General features: G+C 67.7%; 7 protein-coding genes and 1 riboswitch. Of the genes, 1 reads left to right on the top strand and 6 read right to left on the bottom strand.

Annotation, left to right across the window (positions count from 1 at the left end; genetic code table 11):
• Nucleotides 1–7: 7 nt before the first annotated feature.
• From ileS to MSG_RS10915, 5 genes are all read right to left on the bottom strand, one after another.
• Nucleotides 8–3,169 carry an isoleucine--tRNA ligase gene (gene ileS / locus MSG_RS10935; protein ID WP_096439522.1) on the bottom strand — a complete coding sequence of 1,054 codons (3,162 nt, stop codon included), beginning with the start codon at nt 3,167–3,169 and terminating at the stop codon, nt 8–10.
• Between the two features lie 321 nt (nt 3,170–3,490).
• Entirely contained in the window at nt 3,491–3,730 is a 240-nt protein-coding gene (locus MSG_RS10930) for an Rv1535 family protein (RefSeq protein ID WP_096439520.1), read from the bottom strand.
• Nucleotides 3,731–4,014: 284 nt separating this feature from the next.
• Nucleotides 4,015–4,184: riboswitch (M-box (ykoK) riboswitch) on the bottom strand.
• Nucleotides 4,185–4,311: 127 nt separating this feature from the next.
• Complete coding sequence (locus tag MSG_RS10925) at nt 4,312–5,430, bottom strand: nitronate monooxygenase (RefSeq protein WP_096439518.1); 1,119 nt, start codon at nt 5,428–5,430, stop codon at nt 4,312–4,314.
• Nucleotides 5,431–5,506: 76 nt separating this feature from the next.
• Nucleotides 5,507–6,100, bottom strand: a complete 594-nt coding sequence (locus MSG_RS10920) for a carboxymuconolactone decarboxylase family protein (RefSeq protein ID WP_096439517.1) — start codon at nt 6,098–6,100, stop codon at nt 5,507–5,509.
• Between the two features lie 60 nt (nt 6,101–6,160).
• Entirely contained in the window at nt 6,161–7,894 is a 1,734-nt protein-coding gene (locus tag MSG_RS10915; RefSeq protein ID WP_096439515.1) for an AMP-binding protein, read from the bottom strand.
• Between the two features lie 312 nt (nt 7,895–8,206).
• Between MSG_RS10915 and pks2 the strand changes: the two genes are divergently transcribed.
• Entirely contained in the window at nt 8,207–14,557 is a 6,351-nt protein-coding gene (gene pks2, locus MSG_RS10910; protein WP_096439513.1) for a sulfolipid-1 biosynthesis phthioceranic/hydroxyphthioceranic acid synthase, read from the top strand.
• A 110-nt stretch (nt 14,558–14,667) separates the two neighbouring features.
• On the opposite strand, the gene MSG_RS10905 is transcribed toward pks2, so the two are convergent.
• On the bottom strand, nt 14,668–24,948 hold the full coding sequence (locus tag MSG_RS10905; RefSeq protein WP_096439511.1) for a non-ribosomal peptide synthetase: 10,281 nt from the start codon (nt 24,946–24,948) through the stop codon (nt 14,668–14,670).
• Between the last annotated feature and the right edge of the window lie 21 nt (nt 24,949–24,969).

The raw sequence follows: 24,969 nt of genomic DNA, 5'->3' as shown, positions 1-24,969 counted from the left end.
TCAAAGGCTAGGCCTTGGCGATGCTGACGCGCACGCCGTCGCCGATGGCGACGGACTCCGGTGCCGGCTCACCGAACTCGAAGCTGGTGGCCAGAATTTCGCCGGCGATCAGGTCGCGGTGCGTGCGCGCCCAGTCGGCGCGCTCGGCGGGCACCGACATCACCACCACAATGCGGTCCGACACGTCCAGGCCCGTCGACTTGCGCAACTCCTGCAGCTCGCGGATCCGGTCCTTGGCCCACCCCTCGGCCTCCAGTTCCGGGGTGACCGTGCCATCGAGGACCACCAGGCCCGCTCCCCCGGGCAACGCGGCGGTGAACTCCGGGTCGGCGGCCACCAACCGCGAGTTGTACTCCTCGGGCAGCAGCACCGCGGGGCCGGCGGTCAGGGTGCCGTCTGGATTGACGATGCCCTCACCGGCCTTGACCGCCTTGATCGCCGCCTGTACATCCTTGCCCAACCGCGGCCCGGCCACCCGGGCGTTGACGGTAAGCTCGAAACGTCCGTACGTGTCGATCGCATCGGTCAGCTGCACGCGCTTGACGTTGAGCTCGTCGGCGATCAGGTCGGTGAATGGCTCGAGTTGTTGCGGATCTTCAACCGCCACAGTCAATTTCGATAACGGCAGCCGCACCCGCAGTTTCTTGGCCTTGCGCAGCGACGAACCCGCCGAGCACACATCGCGCACCTGGTCCATCGCGGCGACCAGGTCGGCATCCGGGCGCAACACGCCCGCGTCGGGCCAGTCGCTCAGATGCACCGAACGCTCGCCGGTGAGCCCGCGCCAGATGATCTCGGTGACCAGCGGCAGCAGCGGCGCGGCCAGCCGAGCCGTCACCTCCAGCACCGTGTGCAGCGTGTCGATGGCGTCGCTGTCTTCCCCCCAGAACCGTGAACGCGACCGCCGCACATACCAATTCGTCAGCGCCTCGGTGAACAGGCGCAACTGTTCGCAGGCCCCGGAGATGTCGCACTCCTGCAGCGAACCGGTGAGGTCGTCACGCAGCGCCGCCAGTTTGGCCAAGATGTAGCGGTCCAGCACGTGCGATGAATCAACCCGCCAGGTCCCGACTTTGGGCGCATACAGCGCCAGGAAGCTGTAGGCGTTCCACAACGGCAGCAACACCTGGCGTACGCCCTCGCGAATGCCCTGCTCGGTGACGATCAGATTGCCACCGCGCAGGATCGGCGAGGCCATCAGGAACCAGCGCATGGCATCCGAGCCGTCGCGGTCGAAGACCTCGGAGACGTCAGGATAGTTGCGCAGCGATTTGCTCATCTTCTGGCCGTCGGAACCCAGCACGATGCCATGTGCCACACAGGTTTTGAACGCCGGCCGGTCAAACAGCGCGGTGGCCAGCACATGCAGCGTGTAGAACCATCCGCGGGTCTGTCCGATGTATTCGACGATGAAGTCACCCGGGTAGTGCGTGTCGAACCAGTCGGAGTTCTCGAACGGGTAATGCACCTGGGCATAAGGCATGGACCCCGAGTCGAACCACACGTCGAGCACGTCGGGGATGCGTCGCATCGTGGTGCGCCCGGTCGGGTCGTCGGGATTGGGCCGGGTGAGCTCGTCGATGTAGGGCCGGTGCAGATTGGTGGGCCGCACCCCGAAGTCGCGTTCCAGCTCGTCGAGGCTGCCGTAGACGTCGAGGCGCGGGTAGGCTGGATCGTCGGACTTCCACACCGGAATTGGCGTGCCCCAGTAGCGGTTTCGTGAGATCGACCAGTCGCGGGCGCCCTGCAGCCACTTGCCGAACTGGCCGTCCTTGACGTGTTCGGGATACCAGGTGATCTGCTGGTTGAGCTCCACCATGCGGTCCCGGAAGTCGGTGACCGCGACAAACCACGACGAAACCGCCCGGTAGATCAGCGGATTGCGGCACCGCCAACAATGCGGATAGGGGTGTTCGTAGGTTTCGTGACGGATCAGCACCGGCTTGTTGACGGCGGCCGGGCCGCTGCCGTTCTTCAGGTCGCGGATGATCTGCGGGTTGGCGTCAAAGACGTGCTGGCCCCGGTAATCCGGGACAGTCGCATCGAACCGGCCCCTGGAGTCGACCGGGGTCACCGGCACGATGCCCACTTTGTCGGTGGTGGCCATGTCGTCCTCACCATAGGCGGGCGCCATGTGCACGATCCCGGTGCCGTCGTCGATGGTGACGAAGTCGCCGGGCAGCACCTGAAAAGCCTTGGCCGTGTCCATGAAATACGGGAATGGCGGCAGGTAGCGCGTGCCGAGCAGCTGGGTGCCGGTATAGGTACCGAGCACCTCGGGCTCCTCACCTAGCTCCCGGGCGTAGGTTCTCAGCCGCGCCTCGGCGAGCACGAACCGCCGATCCTCCGCCTTGACCTGAACGTAGGTGACATCGGGGTGCACGGCGACGGCCAGGTTGGACGGCAGGGTCCACGGTGTGGTCGTCCACACCAACAGATAGGCGCCGGCCAGCTCGCCGCCGGCCACCTGGAAGCCGACGGTGACCGCCGGATCCTGGCGGCTCTGATAGACGTCGTCGTCCATCCGCAATTCGTGGTTGGACAGCGGTGTTTCGTCGCGCCAGCAATACGGCAGTACCCGGTAACCCTCGTAGGCCAGGCCCTTGTCCCACAGCTGCTTGAACGCCCAGATCACCGACTCCATGTAGGGCAGATCGAGCGTCTTGTAGTCGTTGCCGAAGTCGACCCAGCGGGCCTGGCGGGTGACGTACGCCTGCCACTCGTCGGTGTAGCGCAACACCGATTCGCGGCATGCGTCATTGAACGCGGCAATCCCCATGTCGTCGATCTGCGACTTGTCGTTGATGCCCAACTGCCGTTCGACCTCGAGTTCGGCGGGCAGCCCGTGCGTGTCCCAGCCGAAGCGGCGCTCGACCTTGTACCCGCGCATCGTGCGGTACCGCGGGACAATGTCTTTCACGTAGCCGGTCAGCAGATGCCCGTAATGCGGCAGCCCGTTGGCGAACGGCGGCCCGTCGTAGAAGACGTACTCGGCGGCGCCGGCGCGGCGCGCGATGCTGGCCCGGAAGGTGTCGTCGCCGGCCCAGTAATCGAGGACATCGAGTTCCAGGGCCGGGAAATCGGGTGACCCACCCGCGAGCTTGGGATAAGCCCTGGCGTCGGCTTCGCCAGTGATCGAGTCGGTCACGGTGCGCGTCGTCTCCTGCATGCCTACGGTCAGGCCGGGGACGACGACGCGCTACCTGCGCGAGCACCGCGGTACCACCCCGCTTGCCGCGCTCCCGCGCGGCCGCTCGATGTGGCTGTGACGGGCCTACCCGTTCGGGTCTACTTGGCCACCCCGATGGCGGAGCGGGCTGTTCTTCCGAAGGCTCCCCGGTGATGGCCGGATCGGTGCCGTTAGGGAGATTCTACGTAAGCGCCGCAAATCAATCGCGAGGGGCTCCAAGGGGTTACCCGATCGCAAACCGGGCCTGCGGTCGGATAACCCCTCGGAGCCATCGGCTGGGATCCATCCATGGTCGGTCGACTAGGCCCGAACGTCGATGAAACCGACGCGCCACAGGGCCGCGTACACGTGCCGGACCGGGATGCTCAACAGCCGGGCCGCGCCGTCCACCAGCGGGTCACCGGCGCCGAAGTGCAGGGCCTGGACAGCAGGGGCCACCTTCTTGGGCGCCGGGGCCGCAACCGGGGACGTGTCGCGCACCAGCCGCAGGTTGCGGGCGGGGGCTACGGCCACTACTTCGTCGAAGAGTACTGCGGTCATGATCGTCTCCTAACGGAACTGCAAACGGGTTCTGACTGGACTGACGTGTCCCGTCCCGTAACGGTTCCGACTCGAGAACGCCTGAGCGGCAAGTCGATTCGCGTGGAGTCAGTTAGCGCAAGGCGTCGTGCCGGAGGTCGGATTGGGACGGAAGATCGCCCGGATATCCATCCGGACTGCCACTGGAACTCATTCGTCCCTCACCTCCTCGACGGCTCGACGCGTGCGGTTGCCCGCATCTTCTGTGCGCACCGAAAGGAGTCCTGACCCGACGACGTCGGAGATCAGCACCCCTCTCGTCAGAGTTTTGGCACCACACGACGTGTCCGATTGCTCGGAAGCCACCTGGGCTCAACCCTTAAGCCGGGAGGAGCTGTCCTGACCCGGGGCGTCTTTCGACGTTCGGGGTCAGTGGCCTGTATTCGTGTGGACGCCTCGCCTAACGAGGTGCTTGGCCAAGCATGCACGACGAGCGCAACGAGGTCAATGTGACACGCGCTGTATCGGAAGAATTTTATGGATTCGCTACGTCGCGCACAGCCAACGGCCAGCTTTAGCGCCGCTGAGCTGTGCAAATGCCGCTAACCGACCAGTCCCTGCAGCCGCCCGACCGTGTCGATGAACTCCTCGACCATCTCCAGCACCACCGACCGCGTGGGCCGGACCCGGTCGAGCGAGCCGACCACCTGGCCGACGAAATAGGTCGCCAACTCGCGGGCCTGCGACCCCGGATGGGTGGCCGCCTGGTTGATGCGCACCTGCGGCTCGGTGACCAGCGCCGTCTGCAGCGGCATGCCGAGCGGGCGGGGGTTTTCCGGCCGTTCCCACTCCTCGGTCCAGGCCGTGCGCAACATTCGCGCCGGCTTGCCGGTCATCGAGCGCGACCGCACCGTGTCCGAGGACGTGGCGGCCAGGAACTTCTCCTTGACCACGGGGACCGTCTCGGCTTCTTCGGTGGTCAGCCAGACCGACCCGCACCACACGCCCTCGGCGCCCAGGGCCAGGGCGGCCGCGATCTGACGGCCGCGGGCGATACCGCCCGCCGCCACCACCGGCACGGGCGCGACCGCGTCGACGACCTCGGGCACCAGCACCATGGTCGCCACCTCGCCGGTGTGACCGCCCGCCTCGGTGCCCTGCGCGACGATCAAGTCGACGCCGGCCGCGGCGTGCCGGCGCGCATGCTCGGTGGTACCGGCCAGCGCCGCGACCACGACGTCCTTGTCGTGCGCGCGCTGAACAAGATCCGCGGGCGGCGGCCCAAGCGCACTGGCGATCAGCCGAATGTCATGTGCGAAGGCCACTTCCAGCAGGGGCTCATACCCCTTGGGCGAAATGTTGAGGCCGCCCCGTGACCGCGGCGGATCGACCGCCGGCGCCACGCCGTACCGCGCGAGGAGGTCGTCGACGAACGCCCGGTGTTCGGCAGGCAGCAGGTCCGCGGCCTGCTTCGCGTCGATGCCGCCCTGCTCGGCGCCGACGTATTTGGGGGGCAACAGCAGGTCGACGCCGTAGGGCTTGCCGCCGGTGTGTTCCTCGATCCAGGTCAGCTCGTTGTGCAGCCGCTCGGGGCTGTGCGCGACGGCCCCGAGGATTCCGAGGCCGCCGGCGTTGGTGACGGCGGCGACGACATCGCGGCAGTGACTGAATGCGCAGATCGGGAACTCAACGCCGAGCATCTCGGCGACTCTGGTTCGCATTTCACGACGCTAAGAACCGCCGGTTGATATGTCAATGAGTCCACACGTACCGGCGCCGATATCGTTGCCGCAGAGCCTATTCCGCGACGCCGATCCGCGATGGCGACTGGGGCGACCGGCCGTCCGGCGGCCAGCTGGTGACGCCTTCTTCCAACGGCACCCGGAGGCTTTCCAGGACGGACGCGACCATTCGCCAGGCACCGATCGCGGTGACGAGTTCGATGAGAACCTTTGCGTCGCTGTGCAATTCACGCTCGCACGCCGCCCAGCTCGCTGCGCTCACCGCGCCGTCGCGGACCACGTCGTCGGCGGCGGCCAGCACCGCCCGCTCGGCGGGACCGAATCCGTCGTAGTGCTGCCAGTCGCGCACCCCCAGCAGATCTTCGGCTGTCACCCCGAGTCGGGAGGCCACCCGCCAATGCTGCGTCCATTCGTAATCACACGCGGTGAGCCAGCCGATCCGCATGATCACCAGCTCGCGCAGCCGCGCGTCGAGCGCACCGTGCCACAGCATGGTGGCGAGCAGGTCGTTGACGGCGCGCGCGAGCTGCGGATGGTTCAGCAACACCTGGAAGATGCTGAGCTCGGCCATGTAGTCGGGCACGGCCGCCTCGTCGGCGGCTGCCTGGGCCTCGCCGAGCGGCAATCCGGGCACTCGGGCTGTGGTCATCGTTCGAGCGTAGCCAGCACCACGCCCAAAGGCCCGCGACGCGGAACCCGCGCTGGGCGTCTAAGCGTCCAGGCGCGCGAACTGCCCGTGGCGGTACTGCTCGACGCACGCCGCCCGGCGCACCTTGCCGCTCGTGGTGATCGGGATCGAGCCGGGCGAGACCAGCACCAGGTCGGCGACGCCGAGGCCGTGCGAATTGGAGATCGCGGAGGTGACGTCGCGCTTGACGTCGGCCAGCTGGTCGGCCGCCTCCTCGGACTGACCGCGGTCCCTGACCTCGATGATGGCGACGAGCTGCTCGGTGCCTTCGTCCGACACCGCGATCGCCGCGCACCGTCCCCGCGTGATCTCCTGGATCGTCGCCTCGATGTCGTCGGGCGAGTGGTTGCGCCCGTAGACGATCAGCAGGTCCTTGATGCGGCCGATGATGAACATCTCGCCGTCGGAGAAGAAGCCGCGGTCCCCCGTCCGCAGCCAGCCCTCTTCGGGCAGGCCGTCGGCGGGATTGACAAGCCGGGCGCGGAACGTGTGCTCGGTCTCGTCGGGTTTGTTCCAGTAGCCCAGGGCGACGTTCTCGCCGTGTATCCAGATTTCTCCGGCCGTGCCCGCGGGGCACTCGACGCGGGTTTCGGGATCGACGATGCTGATCATCGGTGAACTGACGACTCCGTACGCGACCAGCGGTGTGCCGGTTCCCGGGGCGCAGCGCTCGGCAACGCCGGCGGACAGCTTCTCGGTTTCGAAGTCGACGATTTCGGGCGGCGCGGCCGGCGTGCGGGTCTGCACGTACACCGTTCCTTCGGCGAGCCCGTACGACGGGCGGATCGCCTTGTCCGGGAAATTGAAGCGCGCGAACCGGTCGTTGAACCGCTTCAAGGTCGCGGGGTGCACCCGCTCGCTGCCGCTGAGGATGACCAGCACTTCGCCGAGGTCCTTCCCGGCCAGATCGTCGTTCGAGGTTTTCCGCGCCGCCAATTCGAATGCGAAGTTCGGCGCAGCCGAGAACGGATGGGAATTGTTCGCCAGCATCTGAATCCAGCGCGCCGGCCGCGCCAGGAACGACACCGGACTGGTCAGCACCGTGCGAAATCCGCCCAGCACCGGTGCGCACACCCCGAGAACCAACCCCATGTCGTGGTAGAACGGCAACCACGAGGTGATGGTCATGTCCGGCGGGGAAACTCCGCCCATCTCCACGAAGTAGTCGGCCATGATCTGCTCGAAATTGGCCACCAGATTCCGGTGCGAGATCATCACACCGGCCGGCGACCGCGTGGATCCCGATGTGTATTGCAAATACGCAGTGCCGGAACGGCTTTCGCTCCGGAAGGAGCCCATCGGGCCGTCCAGGTCCAGCTGGTCGACCTCGAGGACCGATGAGACCGATTCGCTGGAATCGAACTTGACGTACTCGGACACGATGCCCGCGACCGGGGACGTGGTGAGCACGACCGACGGCGAAGAGTCGCGCAGCACGGAACTGACCCGCTCGTCGCTGACGCCACCCAGCGGCACCGCGAGCGGAACCGCGATCTGCCCCGCCTCCAGCGCGCCGAGGAACGCGACGATGTAGTCGAGGCCCTGCGGTGCCAAGATCACCGCGCGGTCGCCCGGAGACCCGGCCTCGTTCAATGCCTTGGCCATGTTGACGGTGCGCCGGTACAGCTGCCCCCAGGTGAGCGTCTCCTCTACCCCTTCCCAATCCTGGTCGTAGTCGATGAACGTGAACGCCTTGTCGTTGGGCTGCAGACTGGCGCGTTCGCGCAGCACACCTGTAACAGAAGTCTCAATCACGGGGCTCAGGTTACCGTGGGTAACGACGCCGCACGGTCAAAAAGCACCAGTTGCGCGGCAGCGTAAGATCCGGCTGCCCGGGAAATAAGGGCAGTTCGTACTAAGGTTGTCCTCACCCGATGGTGCTTAAGCGGTGTGGGTAACTGTTCCGAGAGAACCGGCCCCCAAACAGGCCAGATCGCCTACAGTACGAACTCGATGGAGGACAGCGCTTGACCAGACGTGGGCATCGCGGGGGGCCGAGAGGATGCCAGGACTTGCGTCAACGCAGCAGAAACAAGGCTTACTCAGCCGTTCCAATGAGGAGGCGGAATGGATTCGTTCGGGGCGACCGATGATGGGGTGGACCCTTCAGGTCCAGCACGCGTGAACACGCCCGCCGCGAGCGTCACACCCGTAACTCCCGTTGCCGTGATCGGCATCGGGTGCCGGCTCCCCGGTGGTATCGATTCACCGGAACGGCTGTGGGATGCGTTGCTGCGCGGCGAGGACCTGGTCACCGAGGTTCCGGCCGACCGCTGGGACGTCGACGACTATTACGACCCCGAGCCCGGTGTCCCGGGCCGGTCCGTGTCCAAGTGGGGCTCGTTCCTCGACGACGTCTACGGCTTTGACCTCGAGTTCTTCGGGGTCGGCGAGCGCGAAGCCACCGAGATGGACCCCCAACACCGCATCGTGATGGAAACCTCGTGGGAGGCCATGGAGCACGCCGGCCTCACCAAGGAGGCCATCGCCGACACCCTGACCGGCGTATTCCTCGGGTTGACGCACGCCGACTACCAGTTGCTGGCCGCCGATGCGCACGCCGTCGAGGGGCCCTACGGCTTCACCGGGAACAACTTCAGCCTGGCCTCGGGCCGCGTCTCCTACGCTCTCGGCGTGCACGGTCCCGCCCTGACGGTGGACACCGCCTGCTCCTCCGGCCTGACCGCGATTCACCTGGCCTGCCGCAGCCTGCACGAGGGCGAAAGCGATCTGGCCCTGGCCGGTGGCGCCTCGGCCACGCTGGATCCCCGCAAATCGGCCGCCGGTTCGGCCCAAGGCATGTTGTCCCCCACCGGGAAATGCCACGCCTTCGACGTCGAGGCCGACGGCTTCGTCTCCGGCGAGGGCTCCGTCATGTTGCTGCTCAAGCGACTGTCCGACGCGCAGCGCGACGGCGACCGCATCCTCGCGGTCATCCGCGGATCGGCCGCCAACCAGGACGGTCACACGGTCAACATCGCCACCCCGTCTGAGAAGGCGCAGACCGACGTCTACCGCGCGGCGCTGGCCGCCGCCGGCGTCGACCCCGCCACGGTGGGGATGGTCGAGGCGCACGGGACCGGCACTCCGATCGGCGACCCGATCGAATACGCCAGCCTGGCCAACGTCTACGCCGTCGACGGGCCCTGCGCGCTGGCGACCGTAAAGACCAACTTCGGTCACGCCCAGTCCGCCTCCGGCGCACTGGGTGTGGTGAAGACAGTGCTGGCCCTCCAGCACGGTGTGGTTCCGCAGAATCTGCACTTCAACAAGCTGCCCGAGCAGATGGCCAAGATCAAGACGAATCTCTTTGTGCCGCAAGAGAACACGCCTTGGCCCATCAACGGCGGCCACCTGCGACGCGCGGCCGTGTCGTCGTACGGGCTCTCGGGAACCAATGTCCACATCGTCATGGAAGAGGCCCCACCGGCCACCACTACCATCGACGCCTCGGGCGAATCTCCGGCCGCCGCGCCATACGTCGTCCCGGTGTCGTCGACCTCGGCCGACGAATTGCGCCGCACCGCCGGCCGGTTGGCCGACTGGGTGCAGACGCACGAAGAGGTGACGCTGGCGGACCTCGGCTACACGCTGGCGCGCCGACGGGTGCACCGCCCGGTGCGGACCGCCGTCGTTGCCAACGACGCGACGGAACTCGTTACGGCCCTGCGCGAGGTCGCCGACGGCGACGCCCCCTACGAGGCCGCCGTCGGCCGCGACGACCGCGGGCCGGTGTGGTTGTTCTCCGGACAGGGTTCGCAGTGGTCTCAGATGGGTGCCGAGCTGCTGGCCAGCGAGCCGGTTTTCGCCGCCACAGTCGCGCAGCTCGAGCCGCTGATCGCCCGGGAATCCGGATTCTCGGTGACCAATGCGATGTCGGCCCCGCAGGTCGTGACCGGCATCGACCGCGTCCAGCCGACGATCTTCACCATGCAGGTCGCCTTGGCCGCCACGATGAAGGCCTACGGGGTACGCCCGGGCGCCGTGATCGGACACTCCCTCGGCGAGGCCGCGGCAGCCGTTGTCGCAGGCGCACTTTCGCTGGAGGACGGGGCGCGGCTGATCTGCCGCCGCTCGCGGCTGATGTCCCGCATCTCCGGCGCGGGGGCCATGGCGTCGGTGGAACTGCCTGCGCAGCAGGTGCTTTCGGAGCTGATGGCGCGCGGCGTCAGCGACGTCGTGGTGGCGGTGGTCGCCTCGCCGCAGTCCACCGTGATCGGCGGTGCCACCGACACGGTCCGCGAGCTGGTCGCGGCGTGGGAGGGGCGCGACATCATGGCCCGCGAGGTCGCCGTCGACGTTGCCTCGCACTCCCCCCAGGTCGACCCGATCCTCGACGACCTCACCGAGGCGCTCGCCGAGATCAAGCCGAGCAAACCCGAGATCCCGTTCTACTCGGCGACGCTGTTCGACCCGCGCGAGCCTGTCGTGTGCAACGCCCAGTATTGGGTGGACAACTTGCGCAACATGGTGCGGTTCTCCGCGGCGGTGCAGGCCGCCCTGGAGGACGGCTTCCGGGTCTTCGCCGAGCTGTCGCCGCACCCGCTGCTCGTCTACCCCTTTGAGCAGACGGCGCGCAATCTCGACATCCCGGCGGTCGGCCTCGCCGGCATGCGCCGCGAGCAGGAGCTGCCACACGGCTTGCGTGACTTCCTGATTGCTCTGCACAGTGCGGGTGCCGCGATCGATTTCTCCGCGCTGTACCCGACGGGACACCTGGTCGATGCGCCGCTGCCCACCTGGACGCACCGGGACCTGCGGTTGAGCCCCGACGATCAGGAGAAGAGCTCGGCACGCGGCGGTTCGACCATTTCGGTTCACCCGCTGCTGGGCCCGCACGTGCGCCTGCAGGAGGAGCCCGAGCGCCACGTGTGGCAGGCCGACGTCGGCACCGCCGCGCAGCCCTGGCTGGAAGACCACCAGATCCGCAATGTGGCCGTGCTTCCGGGCGCGGCATACTGCGAAATGGCCTTGGCCGCGGCGCATAACGTGCTCGGCGCGGGTTCCGAGGTACGCGACCTGCGCTTCGAGCAGGCACTGCTGCTCGACGAGGAGACCCTCGTCGGCGCCTCGGCGTCGGTAGCACAACCCGATGTCCTCAACTTCGTGGTGGAGACGAATCAGGGCGGCGAGCAGTCGCGTCAGGCGGCCGGCGTCCTGCACGTGGCGACCGACGAGCAGCCTGCTGCCTACGACATCGCCGCGCTACTGGCCGCGCACCCGCGCGAAGAGGACGGCGAAGAGGTGCGCAAGGGGCTGGACGCCCGCGGCGTGCAGTACGGCCCGGCGTTTCAAGGACTCGGCGCCCTGCACCTTGTCGAAGCCGAGGACGACACCGGCCACACCGTGTTCGCGGAGGTGGAACTCCCCAGCCAGATTCGTACGCAGCAAAGCGCTTACGGTGTGCACCCGGCGCTGCTGGACGCCGCCTTCCAGTCGGTTGGTGCGCACGCGGAGGTTCGGGCACTGGGCGAGGATGCACTGGCGCTGCCGCTGAGCGTGCGGCGGCTGCGTTCCTACGTCCCGGCTCGCAACGCCCAGTACTGCTACTCGCGGATCACCCACGTGGACGCCTCCGGAATCGAGTCGGACCTCGAGATTCTCGATGAGCAAGGGAACGTCCTGCTCGGTGTGCAGGGACTGCGATTCGGTACCGGCGTCTCGGCGGCCGGCCGCGAAGAGCGGGTGCTCGCCGAGCGATTGCTGACCATCGAGTGGCGGCACCGCGAAGTGCCTGAGGTGGACCAGGCCGAGGCCGGAAACTGGCTGCTGATCAGCACGACGGACACCGCCGACCTGGCTGCCCTCACGGACGCGCTGAAAAGCCATGGCGCGCAATGCACCACGATCTCCTGGCCGCAGCAGGCCGACCACACCTCGAACATCGAGGCGCTGAAAACAACGCTCGGGTCAAGCGATTTCACCGGCGTGACCATCCTCACCGGTCCGAAAAACGGTGACGCCGACGACAAGTCGCCACAGTTGGGCCACGACTACGTCCGGCACCTCGTGCGCATTGCCCGCGAGCTGACGGAGACCACCGGCGAGCACACCCGCCTGTTCGTGGTGACGCGCAACGCCCAGACGGTGGTCGACGGCGACGTGCCCAACTTGGAGCAGGCCGGCCTGCGCGGGCTGATCCGGGTGATCGGCACGGAGCATGCGCACCTGCGGGCCACCCAGATCGACGTGGACGACGCGACCGATACCGAGCAGTTGGCGCGCCAACTGCTCAGCGGGTCCGACGAGGACGAGACGGCATGGCGCGGCGGCGAGTGGTATGTCGCGCGGTTGTCTCCGACTCCGCTGCGCCCCGAGGAGCGGAAGACCACCGTGGTCGACACCGCACACGACGGGATGCGTCTGCAGATCCGCACGCCCGGCGACCTCGAGACGATCGAACTCGTTGCCGCCGACCGGGTTCCGCCGGGACCGGGCCAGATCGAGGTCGCGGTCAGCGCGTCCAGCATCAACTTCGCCGACGTGCTCAACGCGTTCGGCCGTTACCCGGCCTTCGAGGGTCGGCTGCCGGCACCCGGCACCGACTTCGCCGGAGTCGTCACCGCGGTGGGGCCGGACGTCACCGACCACAAGGTCGGCGATCACGTCGGCGGCATCTACGCCGACGGTTGCTGGGCAACCTTCATCACCTGCGACGCGAACCTGGCCGTCACGTTGCCGGACGGCCTGACCGAAGCACAGGCCGCCGCGATCACCACCGCGACCGCCACCGCTTGGTACGGCCTGGAAGAGCTGGCGCGAATCCGCAAGGGCGACAAGGTGTTGATCCACTCCGGGACAGGTGGTGTGGGACAGGCGGCCATCGCCATTGCCCGCGCCGCCGGTGCGGACATCTTTGCCACCGCCGGTAGCGAGGAGCGTCGGCAATTGCTGCGCGACATGGGCGTCGAGCACGTCTACGACTCACGCAGCGTCGAGTTCGCCGACGAGATTCGCCGCGACACCCAAGGCTACGGCGTCGACATCGTGCTCAACTCGGTCACCGGCGCGGCACAGCGCGCCGGACTCGAATTACTGGCTCTCAGTGGACGATTCATCGAGATCGGCAAGCGCGACATCTACGGCGACACCCGGCTGGGGCTGTTTCCGTTCCGGCGTAACCTGTCGTTCCTGGCCGTCGACCTGGGGTTGCTGGGCTACAGCCACCCGGAACGCCTGCGGGACATTTTGACCAAGGTGTACCAGCTTACCGCGGACGGCACGCTGCCGATGCCGGAGACCACGCACTACCCGCTTGCCGACGCGGCCACCGCCATCCGGGTGATGAGCGGCGCCCAGCACACCGGCAAGCTGGTGCTGGACATCCCGCACGCCGGACGCAGCAGCGTGATTCTGCCGCCGGCGAAGGTCGAGGTCTTCCGCGGCGACGGGTCTTACATCGTCACCGGTGGTTTGGGCGGCCTGGGCTTGTTCCTGGCCGAGAAGATGGCGCAGGGCGGCGCCGGGCGGATCGTGCTGTCCTCGCGCTCGCAGCCGAGCCCCGAGGCGCAGGAGACGATCGATCGCATCCGCGCCACGGGTGCCGACGTCGTGGTGGAAAGCGGCGACATCGCGCAGTCCGGCACCGCGGAGCGGTTGGTGAGCGCGGCGACGTCTACCGGGCTGCCGTTGCGCGGCGTGCTGCACGCCGCGGCGGTGGTCGAAGACGCCACCTTGGCCAACATCACCGACGAGCTGCTCCAGCGTGACTGGGAGGCGAAGGTCGACGGGGCGTGGAACCTGCACGCCGCCACCACCGATCAGCCATTGGACTGGTTCTGCGTGTTCTCCTCGGCGGCGGCGCTGGTGGGCTCGCCCGGACAGGGCGCCTACGCGGCGGCTAACAGCTGGGTGGACGCGTTCACCTTGTGGCGCAGGGCGCAGGGCCTGCCGTCGGTGGCGATGGCGTGGGGTGCCTGGGCACAGATCGGGCGCGGCGTCGCGCTGGCCGAGAACGCCGACCTGGCCATCGCCCCGGACGAGGGCGCCTATGCCTTCGAGGCGCTGCTGCGGCACAACCGCGCCTACAGCGGCTACGCCCCGACGAGGGGCACGCCGTGGTTGGAGCTGTTCGCCGAGCGCAGCCCGTTCGCCGAGGCGTTCCGGTCGAATGCGCAAAATGCCGGTGGGACCAGCAAATTCCGCACCGAGCTGGACGAGATGCCACTGGAAGAGTGGCCGACCCAGTTGCGGAAGATGGTCTCTGAGCAGGTCAACCTGATTCTGCGGCGCAGTGTCGACCCCGACCGTCCGCTGTCGGAGTACGGCATGGACTCGCTGGGGGCGCTGGAACTGCGCACCCGCGTCGAGACCGAGACGGGGATTCGGGTCAGTCCGACCGACCTCGCGAACGTCAACACCGTGCGCGGGTTGGCCGACTTGCTGTTCGAGAAGCTGGCTCCTGCCGAGGCCGCCTGACGTCAGTGCGTCAGTGGTAGCGGTGCGGGCGCGCTAAGCGCCCGCACCCTCCTCGGCACCGTGGTGGGATCTGACCGGTAAAACGCCGCCGCGTCGGAGACTGCGGACCGTTATCCCGAGTGTCCGGTCATGGCCACCAGTACGCGCTGGAGCCGTTGGATGAGTTTTTCGATGCGGGTGGTGGTGAACAGCTCGGTGTCGTATTCGACGCGAAGACCGATCTCGTGCCCGGGCACCGCCTGCACCGTCAGCGGATAGTGATTGTACTCCTGGCTGGTGACGTCGCTGAAGGTCAGTTCGTCGATGCCCAATAACGCCGCGGCATCGATCGGGTAGTTCTCGTAGACGAACAGGGTGTCGAACAGCTGGTCGTGACCCGTGACCCGGTGAATGTCGCGCAGCGCCAAGTGCTGGTGCTCGAGGGTGTCGTTGTAGGCGCCCTGCAGCTGCTCGATCAGGTCGGCGATGGTGGTCGAGGCGTTGATGCTCGCGCGCACCGGCACGGTGTTGATCAGCAACCCGACCATCGAGTCCGCCCCGGCCACTTCCGTGGGCCTGCCGGACACGGCCGTGCCGAAGGCGACGTCGTGGCGACCGGTCAGCCAGACCAGCAGCTGCGCCCAGGCGGCCTGCAGCACGGTGTTGACCGTCGTGTGCTGCGAGCGGGCCAGCTCGCCCAGCGCCGCGGTGGTCTCGGCGGGCACGGTGAACGAGGCAACATCGCGGCGCCCCAACCGTTCCCGACCGGCCTCCGCGACCAGCGCCGGGTGGTCGAAGCCGGCGAACACCTCGGCCCAGGCCGCTTCGGCGGCGGGCTTGTCGCGCTCGGACAACCAGGACACATACCGTCGGTAGGAGGTGGGCGTTCCCAGCTGCTGGCCATAGTAACCTGCGAAAATCTCTTGCAGCAGAATCGGTTTCGACCAACCGTCCATCACGATGTGATGATTGGTCAGCACAAACCGGTGCCGGTCCTCGCCGGTACGCAGCAGCGCCGCCCGGAACGCGGGCTGATGGGCCAGATCGCAGATCGCCGCACGCTCGGCCGCACACACCCGCTCCACCTGCGCCTCGAGGGCGTCGCCCTCGAGCTCGAGGTAGCGCCACGGCGCCGCCGGTTCGGCCGGGATGATCTGGACGGGCTCGTCGTAGTGGTCACTGAACCGGGCCACCAGGTGCGGATGCCGGCGCACGACCGACTGCACCGCGTCATGCAGGCGCTGCGCGTCCAGCGGGCCGGTCAACGTCACGCACAGCTGCACGGCGTACAGATCACCCAGGTCGTCACCGCTGCCGTGCGTGATGCTGGTGTGGAAGAACAGGCCCTGCTGCAGCGGGGTCAACGGCAGCACGTCGGCGAGGTCGTATTCGCGCTCGATCTCGTCGATCTGCTGCTGGCTCAACCGCGCCGGCGCCAGATCCGACGGAGTCAGGCCGCCACCGCCGCCGCGCACATAGGCGCAGATCCCGGCCAGCGCCTCGAACCACAGTTCGTGGAGCCGGTCGATTTCTACGGCATCGAGCGCCGAGGCGGCCCAGGTCCAGTTGGCCTGCAACTGGGGCCCGGACTCGTCGTCGAGGGTGACCGCGTTGAGCTCCAGGGAGTGGGCCAGCGGCAGGGGCACCACGGTGGCCGCACCCCGGGTCAAACCGTCGGGGCCCAACCGCCACAGGTCGTCGGACAGCTCCGCGGCGCCACCCATGCGGCCCAGGTAGTTGAACCCGATCGACGGGTCCGACTCCCCGAGCTCGACATCAGGGTTCAGGTAGCGCAGCAACCCGTAGGTCAACGGGTCGGGCAGCGCGCGCAACTGCTCCTTGGCGTCCTTGACCAACGTCCCCAACGCCGCTGCACCAGAAGCGATCTGGGACCAATCCAGGCCGCCCACGTTCAACGCCACCGGGTACTTGGTGGTAAACCAACCCACCGTGCGCGACAGGTCGACCTCCGAGGACAACTCCTCGTGGCGCCCATGACCCTCGACATCGATCCCGATCGGCCCAGCAACGCCGCGAAGCTCCCGAAGGGCCAAACCGAAGGCGATCAGCAAGATGTCGTTGACGCCGGCGTGGAACGCCGCGGGCACCTCACCCAGCAGCGACCGCGTGGTCTCGACATCCAACGACACCGACAACGTCTGCGCGGTGTCATACGTATCCTCGGGCTGCACGGCCGGCAACACCGCGTTGGTGGCCGCCACCTGCCGCCAGGCCTCGGCCTGATCGACGACGGCGGGACGGCGGGCGTGTTCATCGAGCAGCAGCGACCAACGAGCGAACGACGTTCCACCGGTGGGCAATTCGATGGCCTGCCCGCTGTGGTGCTGGGCCCAGGCGATGTTGAGGTCCTCGAGCAGCACCCGCCACGACACCCCGTCAACAGCCAGGTGATGAACAATCAACGCCAACTGCCGCGTCGACTCCGCCCACAGCGCGCTCAGCATCACCCCCGCGGCCGGATCCAACCTGCACCGACCCGCGATCAGTTCCGCATCGGACAGCTCCTGCACCGACTCCACGCACATCGCGGCGTCCACCGTGCCCACCTCGGGCACGGTCAGCGACCACTGCTCATCGACACGCAGCCGCAGCATCGCGTGGCGATCCAGCAGCGCCTGCAGCACCACCACCACGTCGTCGCGGGTGACACCAGCCGGCGCGTCCAGCACCACGGTCTGGTTGAACTGCTCCACCGGCCCATCAACACTCTTGAGCCAGTGCATGATCGGCGTGCTCACCACCGGCCCGATGCCCTCGTCGGCCAGCAGATCCTCGGCGCTGGCGACCGTGACCACAGTCGCCAACCGGGCCACCGTCTGCTCAACGAAAATGTCACGCGGACGGCACAACACGCCGGCCGCCCGCGCCCGAGCGGCCACCTGCATCGACAAAATACTGTCGCCACCCAGATCGAAGAACGAATCGTCCACGCCCACCCGCTCCAAGCCCAACACCTGGGCATAGATGCCGGCCAGGATCTCTTCGACCGCCGTCACCGGCGCCCGATAGCCGCCGCCGCTCTCCTGGTATTCCGGAGCCGGCAAGGCCCGAACATCCAGCTTGCCGTTGACCGTCAACGGCAAGACCTCCACGGCCACCACCGCAGCGGGCACCATGTAGGCCGGCAACCGCTCGCCCAGCTGAGCGCGCAGCTCGACAGGGTCCGCCTCACCGGTCACATAACCCACCAGCCGCTTGTCGCCGGGACGGTCCTCGCGGGCGATCACCACCGCCTGCTCGACACCCTCCAAATCGGCCAGGGCCGAACGGATTTCGCCCAGCTCGATGCGGTAGCCGCGGATCTTGACCTGCTCGTCAGCGCGCCCGACGTAACGCAGCTGCCCGTCAGCACCCCAACGCACCAGATCCCCGGTGCGATACATCCGCTCACCTGCCCCACCGAAGGGGCACGCCACAAACCGCGTCGACGACAAATCCGGCCGACCGATATAACCGGAAGCCAGACCCGCACCCGCCACATACAACTCGCCCACGACACCAGCGGCCACCGGCCGCAACCAGCCATCGAGCACGAAAAAGCCAAGGTGATCCAGCGGCACCCCGATCGGGCTCACGGCAGTCTCTACATCGGCGTCGACGATCTCGCGGAACGACGCGTGCACCGTCGTCTCGGTGATGCCATACATATTGATCAGCCGCGGCGGCCCGGGATGGTTATGCATCCACGCCGAAAGCCGCTGCGGCTCAAGGGCTTCCCCACCAAACACCACGGTCTGCAACTTCAGCTGATGACCCAACTCCGGCGAGAGCGCATCCGCGGTCTGCAACGCATAAAACGCCGACGGCGTCTGACTCAACACACCCACATGCTCGGCAGCCAGCAACGCATGCAGATCTTCGGGCGAACGCACCACCGCGTCGGGCACCACCACCACCCGGCCCCCACCCAACAACGCACCGAAGATCTCCCACACCGAGAAGTCGAAAGCCAGCGAATGGCACTGCGACCACACCTGACCCAACTCCAGCTCCGCGTCCAGCGCCTCCAGCAACCGGACCACGTTACGATGCGTCACCGCAACACCTTTCGGCGTACCCGTCGTACCCGAGGTGTAAATGATGTACGCAACATCGTCGGCGCTCAGCCCCATCAACGCAGTGCTGGCCTGACCGGCGAGGCCGGGATCGTTGACATCGACGATTGCCACGTCGTAACCGTCAAAACGCTCGCGCAACTCGGCGGTGGTCACCGCCGCGACCGGCGCCGCGTCGCCAAGCATGAAACGCGTGCGCGACACCGGGTGCGCGGGATCCATCGGCAGATACGCCGCCCCCGTCTTGAGCACCGCCATGATCGCCACAATCGCCTGAGCCGACCGCGGCAACAACAACGCCACCCGCTCACCGGGGCCCGCTCCCCGGACAGAAAGCACGTGCGCCAAGCGATTCGACGCCTCGTCAAGCTCCCGATAGGTCATCGAACGACCCTGGAACGTCAGCGCGGCCGCATCCGGCATCCGCGCCACCTGAACGGCGAACACCGACGGGATCGACGGTGCGTCGGCCTCGGATTGACCGACCACCTCGCGGTTGCCCCACCCGTCGAGTCGTGCGTGCTCGCGGTCGTCGAGCAGATCGATCGACGACAGGTGCCGCTCCGGGTCCGCGGTCATGGCCGCCAACACCCGTCGCAACCGCTCCATGAGGGCCTCGATCGCCGCGTCGTCGAACACCTCGGTGTCGAACTCCACGCGCAAGCCCAGCTCCTGACCCGGCAAGGCGGCCATGGTCAGCGGGTAGTGATTGTACTCACGATTGGTGAAGTCGGTGATCGACAGGCCGTTGATGTCGCCCAGCGCCGACGCGTCGACCGGGTAGTTCTCGTAGACGAACAAGGTATCGAACAGCTGGTCAAGCCCGGTGATGCGGTGGATATCCCGCAGCGCCAGGTGCTGATGCTCGACCGTGTCGTTGTGCGCGGTCTGCAGCTGGTCGAGCAGCTCCGCGGTGGTGGTGGCCGACGTCAGGTTGGCCCGCACCGGGACCGTATTGATCAACAGCCCGACGATCGACTCAGCACCGACCATGTCGGTCGGCCGACCGGACACCGCGGCACCGAACGCCACATCCTGGCGACCGGTCAGGCCGCACAGCAGCTGAGCCCACGCGGCCTGCAGCACCGTGTTGACCGTCGTGCGCTGCGCACGGGCCAGCTCACCCAGCGCCTCCGTCATCTCGGCAGACACCGTGAACGAGGCGACGCTGCGCTGTCCGTGCGTCAGCTTCTCCGGCGGGCCCACCAGGGTGGGGGTGTCGAACCCGGCCAGCACTTCGCCCCAAACCGCCTCGGCCGCCGCCCGGTCACGCTCGGCCAGCCACGTCACGAACCGGCGATAGGGCACCGGCGCACCCAGTGTGTGCCCGTAGTAGCCGGCGAAGATTTCCTGCAGCAGGATCGGCATCGACCAACCGTCGACCACGATGTGGTGGAAAGTCAGCACCAGCCGGTGCTGGTCCGCGCCGGTGCGCAGCAGCGCCGCACGGAACGCCGGCTCGTTGGCCAGGTCGCAGATCGCGGCACGCTCGGCCGCGCAGGTCTGGTCGACCTGCTCGGCCTGAGCGTCGCCGTCGACGCCGTCCAGTTCGATGTACTCCCAGGCCATGGCCGGATCGGCCGGAATGACCTGAACCGGCTCGTCGAACTGGTCGTAGAACCGGGCCACCAGGTGCGGGTGCCGGCGCACCACCGACTGCACCGCCTCACGCAGGCGCTGCGCGTCCAGGGCTCCGGCGAGACCGATCTCCAGCTGCACGGCGTACAGCTCGCCCATGTCGTCGACGTCGTCGGTCGCGCTGGCATGGAAGAACAAGCCCTGCTGCAGCGGCGTCAGGGGCAGCACGTCGGCGATCTTGTGCTGGCGCTCGAGGTCGTCGATCTCGGGCTGGCTCAACCGGGCCGGCGTCAGGTCCGATGGAGTCAGCCCGCCGCCACCGCTGTGCACGTGCGTGCAGATCCCGGCCAGCGCCTCGAACCACAACCGGCTCAGCTGGCTGATCTGGGCGTCGTCCAACACCGACGCCGCCCAGGTCCAGTTCGCCTGCAGGTGCGGCCCGGCGTCGGTGTCCAGGGTGACAGCGTTGAGCTCGACGGTGTGGGCCAGCGGCATCGCTACCACGGTGGCCGCCCCGCTGAACAGGCCGTCGGGGCCCACGCGCCAGAACTGCTCGGACAGCTCCGCGGCGCCGCCCATGCGGCCCAGGTAATTGAACCCGATCACCGGGTCCGCCCCGGCCAACTCGACGTCGGAATTGACGTACCGCAGCAGCCCGTAACTCAACGGGTCGGGCAGGGCCCGCAACTGCTCCTTGACGGCCTTGACCAGCGCGCCCAGCCGGGCGTCACCGGCGAGGACCGCGGCCCAATCCAGCCCGCCGACGCTCAGCGCCACCGGGAACTTGGTGGTGAACCACCCCACCGTGCGCGACAGATCCACATCGGCCGACAGCTCTTCGTGGCGCCCGTGGCCCTCGACGTCGATGCCGATCGGGGTGGCGGTGTCCAGGAATTGCGCCCAGGCGAGGCCGAATGCGATCAACAAGATGTCGTTGACGCCGGCGTGGAACGCCGCCGGAACCTCACCCAGCAACAGCCGCGTCGTCTCCACATCCAACGACACCGTCAAGTTCTGCGCCGAGGCGTAGGTGTCCTCGGCTGCCGGGGCGGGCAAGGCGGCCGGCGTGGCTGCGATCTCCCGCCACACCCCGGCGGAGTCCACGACCGCGGCCTCGCGGGCGTGCTCGCTCAGCAGCGTGGACCAGCGGGCGAACGACGTCCCGCCCGTCGGCAACGACACCGGCTGACCGCTGTGGTGCTGGGCCCAGGCGATGTTGAGGTCTTCCAGCAGCACCCGCCACGACACCCCGTCGACGGCCAGGTGATGAATGATCAACGCCAACTGGCGCGTCGACTCCGCCCACACCGCGCTCACCACGACGCCGTCGGCCGGGTTCAGCGTCGCGCGGGCCGCCACCAGCGCCTCATCCGAGAGCACGTCGACCGTGTGCACGCAGCCGTGCATGTCCAACGAGCCGGGCTCGGGCACCGTCAGCGACCAGCCGCCGGCACCGTCGTCCCCGACGCGCAGCCGCAACATCGCGTGCCGATCCACCAGCCCCTGCAGCACCGTCACCACGTCGGCGTGCGTCACGCCGGCCGGCGCGTCGACCACCACGGTCTGGTTGAACTGCTCCACCGGGCCCTCGACGCTGCGCAGCCAGCGCATGATCGGGGTGGCCGCCACGGGGCCCACGCCCTCGTCGACCACGCCCTCGACCTCGGTGGCGACCGTGGCGACTTGCGCCAACCGGGCGACGGTCTGCTCGACGAAAATGTCGCGGGGGCGGCAGAGCACTCCGGCGGCCCGCGCCCGGGCGGTCACCTGCATCGACAGAATGCTGTCGCCGCCCAGGTCGAAGAAGGAGTCGTCGACGCCGACGCGCTCAAGACCCAACACCTGGGCGTAGATGCCGGCCAGGATCTCCTCCACCACGGTCGACGGAGCCCGGTAGCCGCCACCGCGGTATTCCGGCGCCGGCAGCGCGCGGCGGTCGAGCTTGCCGTTCGCCGTCAGCGGCATGGCCTCGACGGCCACGACCGCGGTCGGCACCATGTACGCCGGCAGCCGCTCGGCCAGTTCGGCGCGCGCCTCCGCGGGGTCCGCGGTTCCGGTGATGTAGCCGACGAGGCGCTTGTCGCCGGGGCGATCCTCGCGGGCGATCACCGCCGCCTGCTCGACGCCGTCCAGCCCGGCCAGCGCTGCCTGTACTTCGCCGAGTTCGATGCGGTAGCCGCGGATCTTGACCTGCTCGTCGGCGCGGCCCAGGTAGCGCAGCTGACCGTCGGCACCCCAGCGCACCAGGTCGCCGGTGCGGTACATCCGCTCCCCCGCCTTGCCGAAGGGGCAGGCCACGAACCGCGATGCCGTCAGCCCCGAGCGCCGGATGTATCCGGCGCTCACGCCGCGGCCGGCGACGTAGAGCTCGCCGACCACGCCGGCGGGCACCGGGCGCAACCAGGCGTCCAGCACGAACAGCGCCGCACCCGGCACCGGCGACCCGATCGGCACCGCCCCGGATCCCGACTGCAGGGGTGCGCTCATGGCCGCGTACACCGTGGTCTCGGTCGGCCCGTAGCCGTTGACCATCACGCGGCCGGGGGCCCAACGGTCGACCACTTCGGCCGGGCAGGCCTCGGCGGCGACGACCAGGGCGGTCGACTGCAGGCCCTCGGTGGACAGTGTCGCGACCGCAGTGGGTGTCTGGCTCAGGACGCTGACCTGCTGGGAGACCAGCAGAGCCTGCAAGTCGTCGGGCGAACCCGCCACCGACTCGGGCACCACGACCAGACGGCCGCCGTGCAGCAGCGGGCCCCAGATCTCCCACACCGAAAAGTCGAAGGCCAGCGAATGGCCTTGCGTCCACACGCCCGTGGGGTCCAGGCCCGGGTGGAACGACTCGAACAGCCGGGTGACGTTGTGGTGGGTGACGGCGACACCCTTCGGGACGCCGGTGGTGCCGGAGGTGTAGATGATGTGGGCGATGTCGTCCGGCGCCGGGACGGGCAGCGGCGTGCTGGGCTGGTCGGCGACGGCCGGGTCGTTGATGTCGACGACGGCCAACTCACAGCCCTCGAAGCGCTCGGCCAAGTCGCCGACCGTCAGCGCCGCCAGGGGCGTGGCGTCGGCCACCATGAACTGCAACCGCGCCGCAGGCAGGTTCGGATCGATCGGCAGGTACGCCGCACCGGTCTTGAGCACCGCCAGGATCCCGACGATCGCCTCGGCCGAGCGCGGCGACAGCAACGCCACGCATTCGCCCGGCCCCACGCCCCGGCCGGCCAGCAGATGCGCCAACCGGTTCGAGACCTCGTCCAGCTCACGATAAGTCAGCGACCGCTCACCACACCTCAACGCCACCGACTGCCCGACCCGCTCGACCTGCTCAGCCCACAACGCCGGGATCGACCTCGGCGTGGCCACTTCGGCAAGCACCGCCCGGTTTCCGAACTCGTCCAGGCCGGCTTGCTCGCCGGCATCGAGCACGTCGATCGACGACAGCCGCCGCGACGGGTCCGCCACCATCTCTGCCAGCACCTGCTCAAGACGCCGCGCCAAGTCAACGACCTCAAAATTCGACAACGGCCCACCAGCACCAGCCGTACTCAAGAACAACTCGTCGCCGTCGGCAGAAAAGATCAGCCCGAAACCACCCACCTGACCAGAGTTCGTGTAAGACGCCGTGGCCATCGCACCGCCAAAAGGCAGGCTAAAACCCGCAGGAATAAAGTTCAGGTTCGTACGCTCAGCCAGCCGACCCGACCCCCGCGCCTTACGCTCCAACGCATGCACCGGGAACCGCTGATGCGCCACCGCTTCCCGAATCCGCACGTTCACGTGCTCGCACAACTCAGCGACAGTCTTCTGCGGCGACACACTGATCACCAGCGGCACCACCCCGGCCACCATGCCAGGCAGCGTCTTAGCCTCCGGGCTGACCCGGCGGTTAACCGGGAAATCGAACACCACCTCAGCACCCTCACCGCTGAAGCCACGCACCAACAGCGCGCACGCCGCAGTGATCACCGCCGTCCGCGGCACATCCCAGCCACGAGCCAACTCCTCGACCCGGCCCACCAGCGCAGGATCCACCTGCACCGGCGCCGACGGCCACGGATCACGCTCGGCGGCCTCCAACGCGAAATCACCCGTGCTCTCGGCCGGCAGATTCTGCGTCCAGTACACCTCGTCCTGGCGATAGTCATCAGAGGATTCATAGGCCAATTCGCTATCGACCAGGTCTTGCAGCGACCCGAACAAACCCGTCGGCAACGGCGCACCAGAAACAATCGCCGAATACACCGACGCAATACGCTGCCCCACCAACACCACACCAGTTCCGTCAATGGCAATGTGATGCGCGCACGCCAGCAGATAAAACTCAGCCGACCGCGTCTTGAACAAGGCGAATCTAAATAACGGACCCGTCAACGGCATCGGAGTACGCTGAATCGACAACGCGATATCCCGGGCCTCTTGAACCGCGTTATCCGAACCGGTCAGGTCGTAAAACGCCAGTTCTACATCCGGGTAGTCCACCGCACGTTGGAAAACACGACCATCAACCTCAAAAAAGGCAGCACGAGCAGGCTCAGCCTCCTGCACCACCCGGCGAATAGCCCACTCAAGCGAACCCCGCTGCACCACGCCATCAATCCGCACGAAAAGACCAAGCTGCCACTCCGTTGACGACAACCCCGTCTCTTGCGCAAGCCAAATATCCAACTGCCCCCGCGTTAATGGAAACGCGAGATCATCGCCGTGATCGATTGGGCTCCCCCAGAGCTCCACAGGCGCTCGATCATCAAGCTTCATTTGATCCCCCAAAGCTCGACC

The organism is Mycobacterium shigaense, from assembly GCF_002356315.1.
GTDB classification, from domain to species: domain Bacteria; phylum Actinomycetota; class Actinomycetes; order Mycobacteriales; family Mycobacteriaceae; genus Mycobacterium; species Mycobacterium shigaense.
The sequence above is the reverse complement of the archived record's forward strand: the minus strand, read 5'-3'. Positions and strand labels throughout refer to the sequence as shown.